The organism is Porphyrobacter sp. YT40, assembly GCF_006542605.1.
In the GTDB taxonomy this organism is placed as follows: domain Bacteria; phylum Pseudomonadota; class Alphaproteobacteria; order Sphingomonadales; family Sphingomonadaceae; genus Erythrobacter.
In genome coordinates this window covers 2217851-2235152 of sequence record NZ_CP041222.1, presented here as the reverse complement: position 1 = coordinate 2235152, position 17302 = coordinate 2217851, and the positions used below count along the sequence as shown (strand labels likewise).

Genomic DNA, 17302 nt, shown 5'->3' with positions numbered 1-17302 from the left:
TTTCCGCTCCCTCAGCGCAGCACGATCACGGCCCAGAAGGCCGCGGTAAGGACGACAGCGATGATCGGCGAGGCGATCGACCACATGCGATTGGTGTCGAGCTCGTAGCCCGCCCCGATATCGAGCACGAAGTGACGCAGCCCGCTCATCATGTGGGTGAAGAAGGCCCAGCTGAGGCCCACCAGCACCACCATGCCGGGGATCGATCCCATCACGGTCTGGAAGGTATCGTAAGCCTCGGGCCCGCTGGCGAGCGCGCCGAGCCACCACAGCAGCACGCCGAGGCCCACCAGCGCCAGCCCGTCGCCGGTCGCGCGGTGGAGGATCGATACCAGCATGTGCGGCCCCCAGCGCCAGATCTGGAGATGGGGCGAAAGCGGTCTTTGATTCATGATGATCCCGTCTGGTCCCTGTATGTGGCCTCCCACTTAGCGCCCCTGCCGCGTGAGGCAAGCGGCGAGCAGTGGACAGGACTTGCAAATTTCTGGATAGGCGATTGCATGGGACACATTCTTGTAACCGGATCAAGCCGCGGAATTGGCAGGGCGGCGCTGGATGCTCTCGCAGCGCGGGGGGTCAAGGTCATAGGGCACGCCTCGCGTCCGGAGCCCGCAAACGACACCGGCTTGCCGATCATCGCCGCCGATTTCGGCGATCCGCTTTCGGTGCAATCGCTGTGGGATCAGGCGCTCGAGATCGCGGGCGGAGAGATCGACGCGGTGGTCAACAATGCCGGGCGGTTCGAAGCGAACCGGCTCGACCGCTCGGATATCGAATGGCTCGATGCGTGGGAGGATACGCTGCGGGTGAACCTCACCAGCGCGGCGCAATTGTCGCGCTTTGCGGTGCTGCACTGGCAGAGCCGCGGCTTCGGCGGGCGGCTCGTCCATGTCGCCAGCCGCGCCGCCTATCGCGGGGACAGCCCGGCGCACTGGCACTATGCCGCCGCCAAGAGCGGGATGGTGGGGATGCACAAGACCATCGCGCGCGCCTATGCCGGACAGGGCATCCTGAGCTTCGCGGTCACCCCCGGCTTCACCGACACCAGCATGGCGGACGACTATCTCGCCAGCCGCGGCGGGCCGGGCCTGCTGGCCGACATCCCGCTGGGCCGGGTCGCGACGCCCGAGGAGATCGCGGCGATCATCGCCTTCTGCGCGCTCGATGCGCCCCCCAGCATGACCGGCGCGGTAATCGACGCCAATGGAGCGAGTTTTGTCCGCTAAATTTCTCGCCCTCGCGCTACTCGCGAGCGGCGCGGACGCCGCCGCGCAGCCCCAGCCTGCCGCCGAGCAACCGCAAATGACGATCGATACCGAGGATCGGGTTGCACGGCCCGACCAATGGGCGCGCGCGTGCAAGGATTGGGACGATTGGGACAAGCCCGCCCCGCCCTTTCGGGTCCATGGCAATACCTTCTATGTCGGCACTTGCGGCATCACCGTGCTCTTCGTCGCGGGCGAGAACGGCACCGTGATGATCGACACCGGCACCGAAACCGGCGTGTGGCACGCGCTGCGCAATGTCGGGCGGATCGGCTACGACCCGCAGCATATCGGCTTGCTGCTCTACAGCCACGAGCATTTCGACCATGTCGGCGGCATGGCTGCGGCGCAGATCTATACAATGGCGCCCGTGCTCGCCTCGCCGGAAGCCGACGCCGTGTTCCGAACCGGAAAGGACGACCCGCGCGATCCGCAGGCGGGGATGCACGATCCGATGCGCCCTGCCCCGCACGTGATCCCGGTCGAACCCGGTCGCCCGGTCACCTTCGGCGGCATCGCCTTTACCCCGGTCGCTACACCCGGCCACACCCCCGGCGCGCTCAGCTGGCAGTGGGAGTCGTGCGAGAAGGAGGTGTGCAAGACCATCGTCTATGCCGACAGCCTCTCCGCCATCAGCCGAGACGATTACCGATTTTCCGATCATCCGGAATATGTCGCGGAGTTTCGCGCAGGACTGGAGCGGCTGCGCAGCCTCAAGTGCGACATCCTGCTAACCCCCCACCCTTCCGCCAGCGACATGATCGCACGCGCCGCGACCGGTAGCTTCGAGGGCGGGCCGACCTGCGCTGAATATGCCGCCAGCAAGATCAAGGCGCTGGACGAACGCCTCGCCAAGGAAGCGGTGGCGAAATGAGCACTACCTGGAAACTCACCGCCCATGCGCCCAAGCCCGTGGTGCAGGCGGCGCTGCTGGCGCATGACCTGATCGACGACTGGGACTACGAGCTCGTCATCGCCGGGCGCGAAGTGGCCGAGGACCGACCCGACGAGTGGGTGCTCGAAGGCTGGTATCCGAGGAAGCTTGGCGCGGCGGAGAAGCGGGCGCTCGCCGGATTGTTCGAGGGCACGGCTCCCACGATCGCGGTCGAGGAACTCCCGCCCGAGGACTGGGTAACGCTGAGCCAGCACAACGCGCCGCCGATCCGCGCAGGCCGGTTTCACGTGCACACGCCCGACTACCCCGCCGATCCCGATCTGATCGACTTCGTGATCCCGGCCAGTCAGGCTTTCGGCACCGGCCAGCACAAGACGACCGCCGGATGCCTCGAAATGCTAGGGCACATGAAGGCGAGCGGTGTGGTGGCGCGGAATGTCGCCGACATCGGCACGGGCACCGGGTTGCTCGGGTTCGCCGCACTCGCGCTGTGGCCGCGCATCACCCTTACCCTCACCGATATCGACCCGGTCTGCACCGGCGTGGTCGAGGAGAACGCGCGGCTTAACGCCGTGCCCATGGGCGCAGGCGCAGGCGAAGCGGTGATGATTATCGCCGACGGGATGGACGATCCGCTGTTGCAGCTGCGCGGGCCCTATGACCTGTTGATCGCCAACATCCTCGCCGGGCCGCTGGTCAGCCTCGCGCCCGATTTCGCCAGGGCGGTGAGCCCCGGCGGCAGCCTGCTGCTGGCCGGATTGCTGGCGGGCGAGCAGGAAGCGGCGGTCAAGCGCGCGATGCATCTGGCTGGTTTCCGCATGGCGGCCCGGCTTCAGCGCGGCGACTGGGCGATCTTGTGGCTGCGGCGGCGCAGGCGGATCAGGTAAGCCCCGCCCGCCAGCGTTCCAGCCACAGCCGCTCGGCGCGCGGGGGATCGAGCGCCATTGCCTTGTCCAGCGCGGCGGCGGCGTCCCCGGGGCGGCCAGCCCGCGCCAGCAGATCGGCGCGCGCGACGTGCCACGGGCGGGCGAGCGCAAGCCGCTCGGCCGGAAGCGCGTCGAGCGCGGCCAGCCCGGCCCCTGCCCCGTCGGTCTGCGCCAGCGCCAATGCGCGGCTGAGCGCCACCATCGGCGAAGGGCGCAGCGCGAGCAGCGCATCGTAGAGCCGCAGCACCGCATTCCAGTCCACCACCCCGTCGAAGGCGCGGCGGGTGTGGGTCAGCTGGATCGCGGCCATCACCTGATAGGGGCCCGAGCGACCCGCCTGCGCCGCCCTTTCCATCAGGATGCGCGCTTGTCCGATCCGCACATGGTCCCACTTCGCAACGTCCTGCTGCGAGAGCGGCACCATCGCCCCCGCCCCGTCCAGCCGCGCGTCCTTGCGCGAGCGGGCGAGCAGCACCAGTGCGGCAAGGCCCATCGCCTCGGGCTCTTCGGGGAGCAGTTCGGCGACCAGCAGCGCCAGCCGCTCGACCTCCGCGCCCAGATCCTCTTCGAGCGCCGCCGACAACTCCCCGCCCGCATCGGCATAGGCGGCGGTGAAGGCCAGTTCCAGCGCGAGCAGCACCGCGTTCAGCCGTTCGGGCCAGTCGCGGCGCGGGGGGAGTTCGAATGCGATCCCCGCCTCGCGCACCTTGGCCTTGGCGCGGGTGATGCGCTGGAACATCGCTGGCTCGCTCACCACGAACAGCCGCGCGATGGCGCTCACCGGCAGGCCGCATATCACCTTGAGCGCCAGCGGTGCGCGCACCTCTGGCCCGAGCGCCGGGTGGCAGCAGATGAACAGCAGCCGCAGTCGCTCGTCGGGGATCGGCTCGGGAAGCGTCAGGATGTCGGCCATGTCGGAAACCTCCGCCTGCCGCGCGGCCCTGCGCGCGTCGCCCCTCGCCTTGCGGATCGCGTCCACTGCGCAGCGCTTGGCGGCGACGAACAGCCATGCGGCGACATCGCGCGGCGGATCGGCCAGCGCGAGGCAGCGCGCGGCCGCCTCGCTGAAGGCCTCCTCCGCCGCGTCGAGATCGCGCAGATGGGCGGCAAGCGCGGCCACCACGCGGGGCCGCGCCGCCATGATCGCGTCGGCGAGCCCGCTCAGCCCTCGGCCCCCATTGGCCACACCGGGCGCACTTCGATCCCGCCTTTGGGAACGGGGATGCGCCGCGCCCACGCCAGCGCGTCGTCAAGGCTGGCGACGTCGATGATGTAGAAGCCGCCCAGCTCCTCGTGCGTTTCGGCGAAGGGGCCGTCGTGCAGGCTTTCCTTGCCGCCATCCCAGCGGATCGTCGTGGCGGTCGCGGCAGGCTTCAGCCGCTCGCCCGAGAAGGGCACGCCCGCCGCCACCAGATCCTCGGCGAGCTTCATATGTCCGGCCAGCACCTGTTCCAGCAGCGCCGCGCCGCCCTCGCCGGCATAGGCGCTTTCGTCCTCGTTGATCATCAGCATGAATTGCATCGCAGGTCTCCGTCTTCGCCCCGCCGGAATGGCGAGGCTCCGACACGGAGACGCATCTGCCAAGACGGATTCGACAGCGGCCCGCGAAATTTATTCCGCAGGCTCCGCCCCGCCGCTCTCATCGAGCTTCTTGCCTGTGCGCGTCCAGGGATAGAGGAACTGCCCGCCATAGCCCTTGGGCACATCCTCGGGGATGCCGTAATCCTTCGGCCAGCGCCCCTCGGGCAGGTGAAAGGTGCCGAACATCTTGTCGATCCACGGGAAGTGGATCGCGAAATTCACGTCGAAGGCCTCGCGCTCCAGCCCGTGGTGCCAGTGGTGGAAGCGCGGGGTGGCGATCCAGTGGCCGAGCCGGTTGAAGTCTCCCCCGACATTGGCGTGCAGCAGCGACGACCAGACATAGATGAAACCGATATAGGCCTGCATCACCGAAGCCGAGAAACCGAGCGTGAACAGCGGCAGCGAGGTCACCGCGCGCAGCAGAATGACCTCGACGATATGCATCCGCGATCCCGCTAGCCAGTCCATGCTCCTGGCGCTGTGGTGCACCGCGTGGAAGCCCCACAGGAACGGCACCTGATGGAACAGCCGGTGATACCAATATTGCAGCATGTCCGAGGCGACGAGCACGATCAGGAACTGCACCACCCACGGCAGGCTCGCCACGCCCGCGCGGAACGCCTCCCAGCTGCTCGTATTGGCATTGATGATCTGCGAGGGCGCCAGTGTCAGGAAAGCCAGCACCTGCACGAACATCGTGCTGACAAGGAAGTAGAACAGATCTTCGCGCCATTCGTGCCGGAACAGGCGCTGTTCGCGCCGGTGCGGCACGAAGCGTTCGAGCGGCGCGAACATGAAGCCGGTCGCCAGCAGGTTGACGATGAAGAAATCGAGCCCGAAGAACATCCCCCAGCTGCGGGGATTGTCGGCCTCCACGGCCGCGCCGCCCAGCAACGCCGCGCCGAGGCCGATCGCCAGCGCTGTCATCCCCAGCACCTTCCTCGGGCGCAGCAGCAGGCTGAGCAATGCCAGCGCATAGCTCGCCAGCAGGATCAGGTGGATCGCGCTGCGGAAACCCGGCCAGTCGCGCAGGATCTGCAATTCCGGCGTCGTGAACCATGCCGGGAATTTCAGCGCGATCACCATCGCCAAGCCGCTCACCGCGAAGAGCAGCGCGAAGAAGCCCGCGAACCACCCCGATCCAAAGCGCCGCACGGCGACCGGCGATTCCAGATCGCGCATCAGTCTGTCGAAATAGCCTGCCATGGCGCCCCCCATGCCCCTGTTCTTGCAAACTTATAACACAGGCATGGTTACCGAACAGCTAGCGGCGCGCGGCTCGTCCCCAACGGCGAGGTGCGGCCTGACCGCGATGTTGCGTGGAACCCTGCGGCCCTTGCACGGCTTGGTTGAGGGAAGCCCATGAACCAATCCAGACAGGAGCATCCCATGTCCCGCACCCTTCTCATCACCGGCGCATCCTCCGGCATCGGCGCCGCCACCGCGCGCGCTGCCGTGGAAAAAGGCTGGAACGTCGCGCTGCTCGCGCGGTCCGAAGACAAGCTCGCCGATCTCGCCGGCGAACTTGGCGATGCCGCGCTGACGCTGCCCTGCGACGTCAACGACCGCACAGCGCTCGGCGAAGCGATCGACAAGGCCGTGAGCCATTTCGGCGGGCTCGACGCGGTCTTCGCCAATGCCGGCAAGGGCACCGACAAGCCGGGGATCGAAAAGGGCGATCCCGAGGACTGGCACGACATGATCCACCTCAACATCCTCGCCGTGCTTTATACCGCCCATGCCGCGATGCCGCACCTGCGCAAGACCAAGGGCCACTTCGTCGTCACCGGCTCCAAGGCCGGGCGCGATCACATGAAGGGATCGGTCTATTCGGCGACCAAGTGGTTCATCCACGGCTTGTCGGAAAACATTGCCGAGGAAATGCGCGAGTGGGGCGGCCGCGCGACGGTGATTGCGCCGGGGATGGTCAACACCGCCTTTTTCGACGAGCCCAAGCCCGACAAGCTCCAGCCCGAGGATGTCGCCGCCGCAGTCGTCTTCGCGCTGGAACAGCCGCGCACATCCGCGGTGCGCGAAATCTATCTGATGCCCAACGACTAGGAGCCCTTGAGCGTCTCTTCCAGCAGCGCGAGCGCGTTGCGGGTGAAGGCGGCCATGTTGGCGATCCGGTCATCGCTGGCGGTGTCGAGGGCGCGGGTGAACGCGCCCCCCGGCCCCGCCAGCGCGGCCACGCTGCGCCCGGCGAGCGCGCCGCTGGGGTGGGACGAACCGCCGACCGAGCCGCTCTCCGCCAGCCCCCATGCCGCGCCAAAATTGTCACGGATCGCACGGGCTTGCAGAAGCGCGTAATCCTCCGACGCGCCGCGCATTCCCGCATAGGCCTCGCGCGGCAGAGCGAACAGCACGTCGCGCGCGTGGAAGGAATAGACCACCCCGCCGCCCACGAAGAACTCCAACGCCCCCGGCACCGTCAGCAGGCTCGCCGCGATGAGACCGCCGGTCGCGCCGTCCGCCACTGCGACTTTCTCGCCCCGCTCGCGTAACAGGCCGGCAATTCGCTGCGCCTGCGGGTGCAGCTCCCGCAGAAGATCACTCACGGCGCGATCCGCGTGATTGTGGTGATCTCGCCATTCACCAGCGGCCCGGTCGGCATGGTGGCACTGGTGGACCGGGTGATGCGCGCGGTGACCGGCAGGCCGGTGACGGGATCGATATTGATGCCGATCCGGTCGGTGATGCTGAGCGAGTTGATTTCTTCTGCCAACGCGGCGGTCCCCTTCGTGGTGGCGCGCAATTTGATCCGCTCGATCAACGAGAGCATGACCATGCGCAGCGTTTCGTCATCGAACTTGGCATCCTGCACCAGATAGATCTGGCCATCGCGCATCCGGACCGTCACGATCTGCAATGTCGCCGGGATCGGGTCGGGCCACAGCGGCGTGTCGATCTCGGTCGTCCCCTCGAGCGTGCGGCCGGAAACGAATTCCAGCCCGCCATAGCCGAACACGACGGGCCAACCGCGGATCATCAGCGCCGGGGCTTCTTCGGCCGAAGCGTTGATGAAGGGATCGAGCACGCTGCGCACCACCGCCAGCGCGCCCTTGTCCACCGGCTCGCCCGCAAGTTTCGCCACCGCTTCGGGCATGGCGCGCAGGCTGTCCTGCAAGGCGGGCCAATCGCGCATCCGGACCATGTCGCCAGCCGAATCGAGTTCGACCACCATCGGCAGAAAATAGACCCGCAGCGCGGCCGGCAACTGCCCGAGCACCTGCGGATCGGTGAGATCGAAGCGCTGCCCCTCACTGCTCATCGCCAGCGCCTCGAGCGTCAGGGCGTAGCCGTTCTCGGTTGTCGCGAAGGTCAGGCGCTGGTCGAATTCGACCACGCTGTCCCCGCTCGCCCGCTTGCGCTCGAACCGCAGTCGATAGGTGAGCGGCGTGCCGAGCGGCGGTGCAAATGGGATGGTGATCCGCTCGGCGGTCGTCGAGAAGGTCGGCGGGACCGGCGGGGCCTCGGCGCGCGTTTCCTGCGCCATCGTCGGGGCACCGAGCCCGAGGCACAGGGCGGCGAGCAGCATGGCCTTTCGCTTCACGACGATCATCGCACTCTCCTGCCGCGCCGCGTCAACCGGCCTCGGCGACGATCGCCGCCCAGCCTGCCTCGTCGACCACCTCGATGCCGAGTTCGGCGGCCTTCTTGAGCTTCGATCCCGCCCCCGGCCCGGCAACCAGCAGGTCGGTTTTCGCAGAAACGCTGCCCGCCGCCTTGGCGCCCAGGCGTTCGGCCTGCGCCTTTGCCTCGTCGCGGCTCATGGTCTCGAGCTTGCCGGTGAAGACGACGGTCTTGCCCGCCACGCGGCTGGCGACGGTCTTGACCTCGAAGCGCGGCGGGGAGACTTCGGAGAGGATATCCTCCCACACCGCGACATTGTGCGGTTCGTGGAAGAAATCGCCGAGCGCCTCGACCACGCTGGGGCCAATGCCGTCGATGGCGGTGATCTCCGCAATGGCTTCCGCATCGCCCGCATGGGCGCGCTCGGCGAGGGTGCGCAGAGCGGGCAACTCGTGCAGGTGCTTCATCAGATCGCGCGCGGTGACCTCGCCGACATGGCGGATGCCAAGGCCGAACAGCAGCCGCGCCGCATCGGGCGCGCGCTTGGCCTCGATCGCGGCGAGCAGATTGTCGACCGACTTCTCCTGCCAGCCTTCCAGCGCCAGAATATCGCTGCGGCGCTTGCGCAGGCGGTAGATGTCGGCGGGGCTTTCGAGCCAGCCCAGCGCGAAGAACTGCGCGATGGTCTTCTCGCCCAGCCCCTCGATATCGAGCGCCTTGCGGCTGACGAAGTGTTCGAGCCGCTGGGTGCGCTGCGCCGGGCAGATCAGCCCGCCGGTGCAGCGCACATCGACCTCACCCTCTTCCGCGACCGCCTCGCTACCGCATTCGGGGCAGTGGTCGGGGAAGGCGAAAGCGGGGCGATCCTCATCGCGGGTCAGGTTCTCCACCACCTGCGGGATCACATCGCCCGCGCGCTGGATCACTACGCGGTCGCCAACGCGCAGGCCCAGCCGCGCGATCTCGTCGCGGTTGTGGAGCGTGACGTTGGTGACGGTGACACCGCCCACCAGCACCGGCGCCAGCCTGCCGACAGGGGTGAGCTTCCCGGTGCGGCCCACCTGGATGTCGATCGCCTCCACCACCGTCTCGGCGCGCTCGGCCGGGAACTTGTGCGCCAGCGCCCAGCGCGGGGCCTTGGCGACGAAGCCCAACCGCTCCTGCCAGTCGAGCCGGTCGAGCTTGTAGACCACGCCGTCGATATCATAGGGCAGATCGGGCCGCGCCGTGCCGATCGCGTCGAAGCGCGCGACCAAGGCCTCCGCCCCGCCCTCCACCCGCGCGAACAACGGCGACACGGGGAAGCCCCATGCCTTCAAGGTCTCGACCACCTCGGTCTGGGTCGCCCCCGGCACCGCCGAGGCTGCGCCCCAGCCATGCGCCCAGAACCGCAGCGGACGCTTCGCCGTGACGTTCGCATCCTTCTGCCTGAGGCTCCCGGCAGCGGCGTTGCGCGGATTGGCAAACAGCTTTCCACCCGCTTCATGCTGCGCAGCATTGAGTGCGGTAAAGGCCTGTTTTTCCATATAGACCTCCCCGCGCACTTCGAACACCTCGGGCACGCCTTCCGGGAGCTGCTGCGGGATGTCGGAGATGTGCGCGACATTGGCCGTCACGTCTTCGCCCACCTGCCCGTCACCGCGCGTCGCGGCGCGCACCAACTTGCCGTTCTCGTAACGCAGCGAGCAGGAGAGGCCATCGATCTTGTCTTCGGTGGTGACCGCCAGCGGCTCACCCTCGGGCAGGTTGAGGAACCGCCGCATCCGCGCCAGCCACTCGGCGACTTCCTCGGGGCTGAAGGCATTGTCGAGGCTCATCATGCGAACCTCGTGTGTGACCTTGCCGAGCGGTGAGGCCGCGATCGCATGGCCGACCTTCTGCGACGGCGAATCCGCGCGCACCAGATGCGGGAAAGCCGCCTCCAACTCGGCATTGCGGCGCACCAGCGCGTCATATTCCGCGTCGGAAATCTCGGGCGAATCCTCGGCATGGTAGAGCCGGTCGTGATGCGCGATGGCCTTGGCGAGCCGCATCAGCTCATTGGCAGCCTCAGCCTCGGAGAGCTCAACCGGCATAGCCCACCGGACGCGTTTCCGCACGCAGGCCGAAGCCCGCGATCAATGGCCGGGCGCGCGCGATGGCCGCTTGTACCGCTGCGGGCTTCAGGCTGTTCGCGTGGTCGGTGCGGGTGCGCCACACCTCGGTTATCCAGATGAGATCCGGGTCTTCGAGATCCTCTGCCACCAGATAGAGCAGGTTGCCTTCCATCGCCTGCGAGGCTTCCAGCAGGATCGCGATCAGTTCGGCGCGCTGTCCCGCATTGGCCTTGAGCTGACCGATCAGTCCGTAGATTTCTTCCATGTCATTCCCCATCCCCAGCCCGGGTGCAGAGCTGGCCAGCAAAGCCAGCGCCGCAGCGCCGATGAATTCGCGTCTTTCCATCATGGTCGGTTAATCGCCCTTCAGCACGGCCAGCATCGCCGCCTCGTTCGCGGTATAGACGGAATTGCCGGGCGTGATGATGGCGAAGTGGCTCGCGCTTGCATTCTCGCGCACGTTCACCCGGGCCCCACCCGCAGCAATCGCCGCCTGCGTCGCGGCAGACGGCGCTGGCAGCTTCGCCTGCACGAACAGCAGCTGCTCCAACTGCGGCGTTGCCGTGGAAGGCGAGATCGCCTTGTAGCGTTCGGGAAAGCGCTGGGGCTCGCCGCCCATGAAGGGGTCGACCGCCGAGAACTGGCACAGCGCGTCGAAAGCGGGCCGCTCGGCCCCGACATCGCCCGGCCCGTCGAGCACGATGGCGCCTGCCACCGGCACTGCCGCGCGCGCACCGACCGGGCCGTCCGCCCCGTCACCGCGCGCCAGCCACAGCGCCGGCAGGCCGCCCGCCGAATGGCCGACCAGCGTCACCCGCGCGCGGTCGATGGGGTAATTCTCCGCGACCTCGTCAATCAGCCTGGCCGAGGCCGCCCAATCCGCGAAGGATCCGGGCCACCCGCCGCCGTCCCCGACCTCGCGGTAATCGACGTTGAGCGTGGCGATGCCCTGTTGCTGCCAGCGTGTCGCGAGCGGGGCCATGTAGGCCTGCGAGGCGATGCCGGTCTTCCAGCACCCGCCGTGATAGATCACCGCGAGCGGAAACGGGCCGTTGCCTTGCGGCAGGCGCAATTCGGCAAAGCCGCGCGGATGATCGGCATAGCGCAGGATCGCGTCGGGCTGCGAGGCCGCGAGGTTGGCGTCGGTGCCATAGGTCGAATGGGTGGGCTGCACGGCGGCGGGAGCCTCCTCGGGCGCGGGGGTGGCGGGAGTGCAGGCGGCGAGAAGGAGAAGGGCTGGAAAAAACCGGGGCACGTCGAACCTCGTCATGCTGAACTTGTTTCAGCATCCATCGCGAGCCGGAGCGCGGACGGTGCTATGGGAGAAATGGACCCTGAAACAAGTTCAGGGTGACGGGTGTTTGCGGAAACTGAAGTCCAAATCACACCCCCTCCTGCAAGCGGTCCGCCTTCGCATCCCGTTCAATCTCGATCGGGATTCCGGTCGGCGTGGCCTTTTCGGATCGGTCCGGCTTAAGAATCCAGCCGGACACTATCACCACGATCAGTCCGGCGAGCGGCAGTCCGAAACCCCACAAAACAGCGCGCCCGGTTGCAGCGCCGATAATCTTAAAAAAGACCGCCATCAACGACCCGACGATGAACACCAGGCCGAGGCCTGCAAGGATGAAGATTGCCGCAATGCCATCGCCAATCCCGCCGACGAACATCACACCCCCTCCAGCAGCCGGTCCGCCTGCGCGCGCGCCTCGGGCGTTACCTCGGCGCCGGAGAGCATCCGTGCGATTTCCTCCTGCCGCCCGGCGCTATCCAATAGCACCACGCTCGTCCGCGTGACCGTGCCGCTGGAGGCCTTGGCGATGAAATAGTGCTGCACCCCGCGCGCGGCGACCTGCGGCGAGTGCGTCACCGCCAGCAATTGCCCCTCGCGCGAGGCGAGCCGCGCCAGCCGCTCGCCGATGGCCGAGGCGACCGCCCCGCCGACGCCGCGGTCGATCTCGTCGAAGATGATCGTCGCCGCCCCGCCCTGCTCGGCCAGCGCGACCTTCAGCGCGAGGATGAAGCGCGACAATTCCCCTCCGCTCGCGATCTTGTTCAGCGGCGCAAAGTCCGCGCCGGGGTTGGTCGAGATCAGGAACTCGACCGCATCCATCCCGGAAGCGTTCCAGCGATCTTCGGGAAGCGCGGTAACGCTGGTGCGGAACCTTGCAGCGTCGAGCTTGAGCGGAGCCAGCTCCGCCGCGACAGCTTCATCCAGCCGCCCTGCCCCCGCGACCCGCGCGGCGTGCGCGGCTTCGGCCAGTGCGACATAGGCGGCGCGCGCTTCCTTCGCGGCGGCTTCGAGCGCATCCAGTTGCGCCTCCCCGCCCTCGATCGCGTCCAATCGCGCGCGCATGGTGCGCATCAGTTCGGGCAGATCGTCGACCTCGCAGCGGTGCTTGCGGGCGGCGGCGCGCAGTTCGAACAGCCGGGTTTCGGCGCGCTCCAACTCGTGCGGATCGTGAACCAGTGCCTCGGCGGCGAGACGCAGCTTGTCCTCGGCCTCGCTCGCTTCGATCACCGCACGGTCCAATGCGGCGAGCGCCTCGGTCAGCAAAGCGTGCTGATCGGCGATCCGATCGAGCTTGCGCGCCGCGACCCGCAAGGACGCGAGCGGCGAATCCGAACCGTCCCACACATGGCGCAGCGCTTCCAACTCGCCGGAAAGCTTCTCGCCCTTCTGCATGTCGGCGCGGGTCAGCGCGAGGCGGTTTTCCTCGCCCGCGACCGGCTCCAGCTCGGTGAGTTCGGCCAGATGCGCGATCAGCAGATCCTGATCGGCCTTGGCCTGCTCCACCGCATCGCGCGCCTCGGACAATTGCGCCTCGGCCCGCGCCCAGTCGGCATAGGCGCGCTCCAGCCCGGCCACGTCCGTCCCTGCATAGCGATCCAGCAGCGCCCGGTGCCCGCGCGGATTCACCAACCCGCGATCGTCGTGCTGGCCGTGGAGTTCGACCAGCGCCGGCGCGAGTTCGCGCAGTAGCGCGACGCTGGCGGGGGCATCGTTGATGAAGGCCTTCGAGCCCCCGTCCGCGCGCACCTGCCGCCGGATCAGCAGCGGCTCGCCCGGTTCGATGGCGATATCGGCATCGTCGAGCGCGGCGGCGATGGCGGGCGGAAGTGCGGCGAATTCGAAACTGGCGGTGACGCTGGCCTTGTCCTCCCCAGCGCGCACCAGAGCGCTGTCCGCACGGTCGCCCAGCACCAGCCCCAGCGCATCGAGCAGGATCGACTTGCCCGCCCCCGTCTCCCCGGTCAGCACGCCCAGCCCGCGCGCGAAATCGAGATCGAGCGCTTCGATGAGGACGATATTGCGGATCGACAGGCGGGTCAGCATCGGCGGAACAGATAGCGCACAGACTGGCGCGCGTCACCTGAAGAACGCGCGCCAATCCCCGAGGGAAACCGCCTATTCCCCGGCGGCAGGAACAGGGGCGTTCTTCACGTGGGTGTCGAACCAGTCGATCATCTCGGCCAGCGTGTGCAGCACCGACTCGCGCCCGCGATAGCCGTGGTCCTCGTGCGGAAGCATCACCAGCCGCGCCGTGCCGCCGGTGCCCTTGACCGCCGCGAACATCCGTTCGGACTGTTCGGGGAAGGTGCCGGGGTTGCTGTCGTTCTGGCCGTGGATAAACAGGATCGGCTCGTTGATCTTGTCCGCCGCCATGAAGGGGCTGAGGCGGTAATAGGTCTCCGGCGTGTCCCAGAACACGCGCCGTTCGGACTGGAAGCCGAAAGGGGTGAGCGTGCGGTTATAGGCGCCCGAGCGCGCGATCCCGGCGCGGAAGATGTCGCTCTGAGCGAGCAGGTGCGCGGTCATGAAGGCGCCGTAGCTGTGCCCGCCCACGCCCACGCGCACCCCGTCGCCAAAGCCGCGTTCGACGGTGAAATCCACCGCCGCCTGCGCGCTCGCCACGACCTGTTCGATGAAGCTATCGTTGACCGTCTCCGGGTCCGCGCCGACCACCGGCATCGCCGCGCGGTCGAGCACGGCATAACCCTGCGTCAGGAAGAACAGCGGCGAATAGCCGCCGATGCGGGTGAACAGATACGGGGAATCGCGGTTCTGCCCGGCGGTCGCCGCGTCGTTGTATTCGAGCGGATAGGCCCAGATCACCACCGGCAGCTTGTCGCCTTCCTTGTAGCTGGCGGGCAGGTAGAGCGTGGCGGTGAGATCGACCCCGTCGGCGCGCTTGTAGGTCACCAGTTCGCGCTTGATCCCGGTGAGTTCGGGGTGCGGATCGGGAAAGTTGGTCAGGAAGCGGGCGGTGCCGCCATCGTGCAGACGGACATTGCCGGGGTTGGTCGGGCTCTCGTAGGAAGTGACGAAGGTGCTGCCATCCTCGGCCAGCACATCGACCACGGTTTCGAACTCCTCACCCGCATTGCGCCACAGCTCCTGCGTCTCCAGCGTGGCGAGGTCGAAGCGGCGCAGGAAGGGGCGATAGCCCTCGGGCGTTGCGCCGAGGCCGCTAAGCAGCAGCTTGCCGTCCACCATCCGCGCGACGCGGGTGCCGCGGTCGCTGGTGGTGAACAGCGGATTGCCCGGATCGGCATAGGCATCCTGCGCGTTTCGGATGCCGAGCTGGCGCGGGGCCCCGCCACCGGTGACATCGACCAGCGTCTGGCGGATCTCGCGCGTGTCGCGGTCGTAATCATAGGCGATAATGTCGTCGCTGCCCTCGATCCCGAAGGCGCCCGAGGCACGGTCTTCCATCCTGGCGAGCACCCGGCCCTCTCCCTTGAAGGGGGCTGCGAGAGCGAGCAGGTTGTCGCGGTTGTCGGTCTTCACCCGCGGATCGCCGCCGTCCTGCGCCTCGACCCAGAGCAGCAGCGCATCCTCGGTCGGGTGCCATTGGATATTGCGCCGCCCGGTGACGACGCCCTGAACGGGCAGCGCATCGGCAAGCGGCTGTTTCGCGATGGTCTCCACCAGCTTGCCGTCCATCGTGTAGACCGCACTGGTGGTGGGGAAACGTGACCACGGCACCTGATAGGAAAACGGCGGCTCGAGCCATTCCATCAGCAGATATTTGCCATCGGGCGACGGCGTGACCGAGGTGTAGATGCGCGGGGCTCCGATCGCGCGCTTGGCCGTTCCGTCGGCCGCCATGATGACCGGCTGCGATGTCGTCATCCAAGTGAACATCGCCTCGTCATGCGGGTTTTCGAGCAGGTCCTGATACGTCCGGTTCTGCGCCTGCTTGCCGCCGCTGGCGGTCTGGATCGCGGGCCCGCGCGGAGTGAGCGATTCGACCGGCATGGCCCCGCGCCCCTCGGGGATGGTGAGCACCAGCAGCGATCCGTCGGCGAGCCATTCGGGCGACTGGAAGATCGGGTTGAGCCCGCCCGTCACCACCTTGCGCGCAGCGGCGGTCGCGGTGTCGAGCACGTAGAGATCGACACCATCGGGGCGGGTGTTGGCGAACACCACCTTGGCACCATCCGGCGTCCAGGCAAAGCGGGACAGATCGGCATCGGCGGGCAGGCCGACCGCGCGGGTCTGGCCGCTGGCGATGTCCTGCAACGTCAGGCCGACGGCCGAGCGGGTGCGGTGGCGATCATTGGTCGACGCATCGAGCCGGAGCCCGGCGAGCTTTTCCATCGGCTTGGCAAGATCGGCGACCGGCGGCAGCGCCTCGCGCTCGATCAGCAGCAGCCGGTCTCCGCCGGGCGAGACCGAGACGCTCGGTGCCGGGGCGCGGGTGACGATGTCGGCCACGGCGGCGGGCGGCAGGCGGTAGCCATCCTCCTGCGCCACCGCGATCGCGGGAAGGCTGACACAAAGCCCGAAGGCGGCGGCAAGACGGACGGTTCTGGAAATGGCGGTTCTCCCCTGATCCCAAGACTTTGGCCAAGCCGGTAAGGCTGGTCAAGGCTCGCAGCCGAAGCAGGGAACAGGTGGGGAGCGCAGAGGCGCCAAAACGGCAGCATCGCAGCCGCAAGGCCGACCGGCCTCAACTAGCGCAGCGATAGGCCAACAGGAACACCCGCCCGCAGCGGGCTCGGCTTCGCCGCGCGTCTAGCGAGGACGTGCGCCCGGATGGGCGCACGGAAAATCAGGACGCCGTCACGCCCTCGGCATGGCGGTTCACCAGCTTGAAGGCCCGCTCGTACCATTCGTTGCCGGGATAGTTGGCCCCGAGCACCGCGGCATATTTCACCGCTTCCTGCGGCAGGCCCAGCGCGAGGCTGCTTTCGGTGAGGCGGTAGAGCGCTTCGGGGGTGTGGCTGGTGGTGTCGAACTTTTCCACCACATTGCGGAACCGCATGTCGGCGGCGAGCCACAGGCCCATGCGCTGGTAATGGCGGCCGATCTCCATCTCCTTGCCCGCAAGATGATCGGCGACCAGATCGAGCTTCAAACGCGCGTCGGCGGCATATTCGGTCTGCGGGAAGCGCCGGTTGACCTCGCGCAGCGCGGTCTGCGCCTGCTCGGTGATCTTCTGGTCGCGGTTCACGTCGCTGATCTGCTCGTAATAGCTCAAGGCGATCAGGTAATAGGCGTAAGGCGCATCCTTGTTGCCGGGGTGGATCGACAGGAAGCGCTGCGCGTTCTGGACCGCCTTGTTGTAATCGCGCGCGGTGTAATAGCTGAAGGCGCTCATCAGCTGCGCGCGGCGGGCCCAGGGCGAATAGGGGTGCTGGCGCTCCACCTCGTCGAACAGCGCCGCGGCCTGCAGCGTGTTGCCCCGGTCGAGCCGCCGCTGCGCCTCGGCATAGAGCGATTCGACATCGCGCGCGACATAGGCAATGTCCTTGCCCTCGGTCCCGCCGGCACAAGCGGACAGGGAGGCGAGCGTAAAGGCGGCGAGCGCGGCGCCAAGAACGGAGCGGGGCGCGATGCGGGTGGTGAGCTTCGATTGCATGGCGCGCGATATAGCGAGGGCGTGGGTGAATGGGAAGTGAAGGCGTGGAGGCCCCAAGCCCCCCTCCCCCACATTTTCCTACTGCGCGTTTTTGTGA

The 17302-nt window shown here is 67.7% G+C and carries 17 protein-coding genes; 4 read left to right on the top strand and 13 right to left on the bottom strand.

Annotated features, from left to right (window positions below; genetic code table 11):
- Positions 1-11 precede the first annotated feature (11 nt).
- Complete coding sequence (gene sdhC / locus E2E27_RS10460) at positions 12-392, bottom strand: succinate dehydrogenase, cytochrome b556 subunit (protein ID WP_141458936.1); 381 nt, start codon at positions 390-392, stop codon at positions 12-14.
- A 108-nt stretch (positions 393-500) separates the two neighbouring features.
- Here sdhC and E2E27_RS10455 point away from each other — a divergent pair, with 108 nt between their 5' ends.
- The 3 genes from E2E27_RS10455 to E2E27_RS10445 are packed head-to-tail and all read left to right on the top strand — an operon-like array spanning position 501 to position 3047.
- Positions 501-1226 carry an SDR family NAD(P)-dependent oxidoreductase gene (locus E2E27_RS10455; protein ID WP_141458934.1) on the top strand — a complete coding sequence of 242 codons (726 nt, stop codon included), beginning with the start codon at positions 501-503 and terminating at the stop codon, positions 1224-1226.
- On the top strand, positions 1216-2139 hold the full coding sequence (locus tag E2E27_RS10450) for an MBL fold metallo-hydrolase (RefSeq protein WP_181443408.1): 924 nt from the start codon (positions 1216-1218) through the stop codon (positions 2137-2139). Before E2E27_RS10455 ends, E2E27_RS10450 begins: the two co-directional genes overlap by 11 nt.
- A complete protein-coding gene (locus tag E2E27_RS10445; RefSeq protein ID WP_141458930.1) occupies positions 2136-3047 on the top strand; it encodes a 50S ribosomal protein L11 methyltransferase in 912 nt (303 codons plus the stop codon). Before E2E27_RS10450 ends, E2E27_RS10445 begins: the two co-directional genes overlap by 4 nt.
- Here E2E27_RS10445 and E2E27_RS10440 read toward each other — a convergent pair.
- From E2E27_RS10440 to E2E27_RS10430, 3 genes are all read right to left on the bottom strand, one after another.
- A complete protein-coding gene (locus tag E2E27_RS10440; RefSeq protein WP_234036018.1) occupies positions 3040-4272 on the bottom strand; it encodes an RNA polymerase sigma factor in 1233 nt (410 codons plus the stop codon). The genes E2E27_RS10445 and E2E27_RS10440 overlap by 8 nt on opposite strands.
- Positions 4248-4607 (bottom strand): YciI family protein, encoded by a 360-nt coding sequence (locus tag E2E27_RS10435; protein ID WP_141458928.1) that lies wholly within the window; start codon positions 4605-4607, stop codon positions 4248-4250. Before E2E27_RS10435 ends, E2E27_RS10440 begins: the two co-directional genes overlap by 25 nt.
- 90 nt (positions 4608-4697) lie before the next feature.
- On the bottom strand, positions 4698-5873 hold the full coding sequence (locus tag E2E27_RS10430; protein WP_141461797.1) for a sterol desaturase family protein: 1176 nt from the start codon (positions 5871-5873) through the stop codon (positions 4698-4700).
- Between the two features lie 183 nt (positions 5874-6056).
- Here E2E27_RS10430 and E2E27_RS10425 point away from each other — a divergent pair, with 183 nt between their 5' ends.
- On the top strand, positions 6057-6728 hold the full coding sequence (locus E2E27_RS10425; protein WP_141458926.1) for an SDR family oxidoreductase: 672 nt from the start codon (positions 6057-6059) through the stop codon (positions 6726-6728).
- Here E2E27_RS10425 and E2E27_RS10420 read toward each other — a convergent pair.
- From E2E27_RS10420 to E2E27_RS10380, 9 genes are all read right to left on the bottom strand, one after another.
- Complete coding sequence (locus E2E27_RS10420) at positions 6725-7225, bottom strand: CinA family protein (protein ID WP_141458924.1); 501 nt, start codon at positions 7223-7225, stop codon at positions 6725-6727. The genes E2E27_RS10425 and E2E27_RS10420 overlap by 4 nt on opposite strands.
- Positions 7222-8229, bottom strand: a complete 1008-nt coding sequence (locus E2E27_RS10415) for a hypothetical protein (RefSeq protein WP_141458922.1) — start codon at positions 8227-8229, stop codon at positions 7222-7224. The genes E2E27_RS10420 and E2E27_RS10415 overlap by 4 nt, the downstream gene beginning before the upstream one ends.
- Positions 8230-8251: 22 nt before the next feature.
- The gene (gene ligA, locus E2E27_RS10410) at positions 8252-10315 is read right to left on the bottom strand and encodes an NAD-dependent DNA ligase LigA (RefSeq protein ID WP_141458921.1); all 2064 of its coding nucleotides are present in this window, start codon (positions 10313-10315) and stop codon (positions 8252-8254) included.
- Positions 10305-10685 carry a putative quinol monooxygenase gene (locus E2E27_RS10405; RefSeq protein ID WP_353653619.1) on the bottom strand — a complete coding sequence of 127 codons (381 nt, stop codon included), beginning with the start codon at positions 10683-10685 and terminating at the stop codon, positions 10305-10307. The genes ligA and E2E27_RS10405 overlap by 11 nt, the downstream gene beginning before the upstream one ends.
- Before the next feature lie 6 nt (positions 10686-10691).
- Positions 10692-11606, bottom strand: a complete 915-nt coding sequence (locus E2E27_RS10400) for an alpha/beta hydrolase family protein (RefSeq protein WP_141458919.1) — start codon at positions 11604-11606, stop codon at positions 10692-10694.
- Positions 11607-11718: 112 nt separating this feature from the next.
- Positions 11719-12009, bottom strand: a complete 291-nt coding sequence (locus tag E2E27_RS10395) for a hypothetical protein (RefSeq protein WP_141458917.1) — start codon at positions 12007-12009, stop codon at positions 11719-11721.
- Positions 12006-13673: a DNA repair protein RecN gene (gene recN / locus E2E27_RS10390; protein ID WP_141458915.1), complete on the bottom strand. Its 1668-nt coding sequence runs from the start codon at positions 13671-13673 to the stop codon at positions 12006-12008. The genes E2E27_RS10395 and recN overlap by 4 nt, the downstream gene beginning before the upstream one ends.
- Positions 13674-13745: 72 nt before the next feature.
- Positions 13746-16097 carry a S9 family peptidase gene (locus E2E27_RS10385; RefSeq protein WP_234036017.1) on the bottom strand — a complete coding sequence of 784 codons (2352 nt, stop codon included), beginning with the start codon at positions 16095-16097 and terminating at the stop codon, positions 13746-13748.
- 298 nt (positions 16098-16395) lie between these two features.
- Positions 16396-17205, bottom strand: a complete 810-nt coding sequence (locus E2E27_RS10380) for an outer membrane protein assembly factor BamD (RefSeq protein WP_141458911.1) — start codon at positions 17203-17205, stop codon at positions 16396-16398.
- Positions 17206-17302 lie beyond the last annotated feature (97 nt).

Excerpts from the sequence above, each read along its gene's own strand:
- E2E27_RS10455 (WP_141458934.1), top strand. The coding sequence starts at position 501 with ATGGGACACATTCTTGTAACCGGATCAAGCCGCGGAATTGGCAGGGCG.
- E2E27_RS10380 (WP_141458911.1), bottom strand. The coding sequence starts at position 17,205 with ATGCAATCGAAGCTCACCACCCGCATCGCGCCCCGCTCCGTTCTTGGC.
- recN (WP_141458915.1), bottom strand. The coding sequence starts at position 13,673 with ATGCTGACCCGCCTGTCGATCCGCAATATCGTCCTCATCGAAGCGCTC.
- E2E27_RS10425 (WP_141458926.1), top strand. The coding sequence starts at position 6,057 with ATGTCCCGCACCCTTCTCATCACCGGCGCATCCTCCGGCATCGGCGCC.
- E2E27_RS10435 (WP_141458928.1), bottom strand. The coding sequence starts at position 4,607 with ATGCAATTCATGCTGATGATCAACGAGGACGAAAGCGCCTATGCCGGC.
- E2E27_RS10400 (WP_141458919.1), bottom strand. The coding sequence starts at position 11,606 with ATGACGAGGTTCGACGTGCCCCGGTTTTTTCCAGCCCTTCTCCTTCTC.
- E2E27_RS10405 (WP_353653619.1), bottom strand. The coding sequence starts at position 10,685 with ATGATGGAAAGACGCGAATTCATCGGCGCTGCGGCGCTGGCTTTGCTG.
- E2E27_RS10430 (WP_141461797.1), bottom strand. The coding sequence starts at position 5,873 with ATGGCAGGCTATTTCGACAGACTGATGCGCGATCTGGAATCGCCGGTC.
- ligA (WP_141458921.1), bottom strand. The coding sequence starts at position 10,315 with ATGCCGGTTGAGCTCTCCGAGGCTGAGGCTGCCAATGAGCTGATGCGG.
- sdhC (WP_141458936.1), bottom strand. The coding sequence starts at position 392 with ATGAATCAAAGACCGCTTTCGCCCCATCTCCAGATCTGGCGCTGGGGG.
- E2E27_RS10415 (WP_141458922.1), bottom strand. The coding sequence starts at position 8,229 with ATGATCGTCGTGAAGCGAAAGGCCATGCTGCTCGCCGCCCTGTGCCTC.
- E2E27_RS10445 (WP_141458930.1), top strand. The coding sequence starts at position 2,136 with ATGAGCACTACCTGGAAACTCACCGCCCATGCGCCCAAGCCCGTGGTG.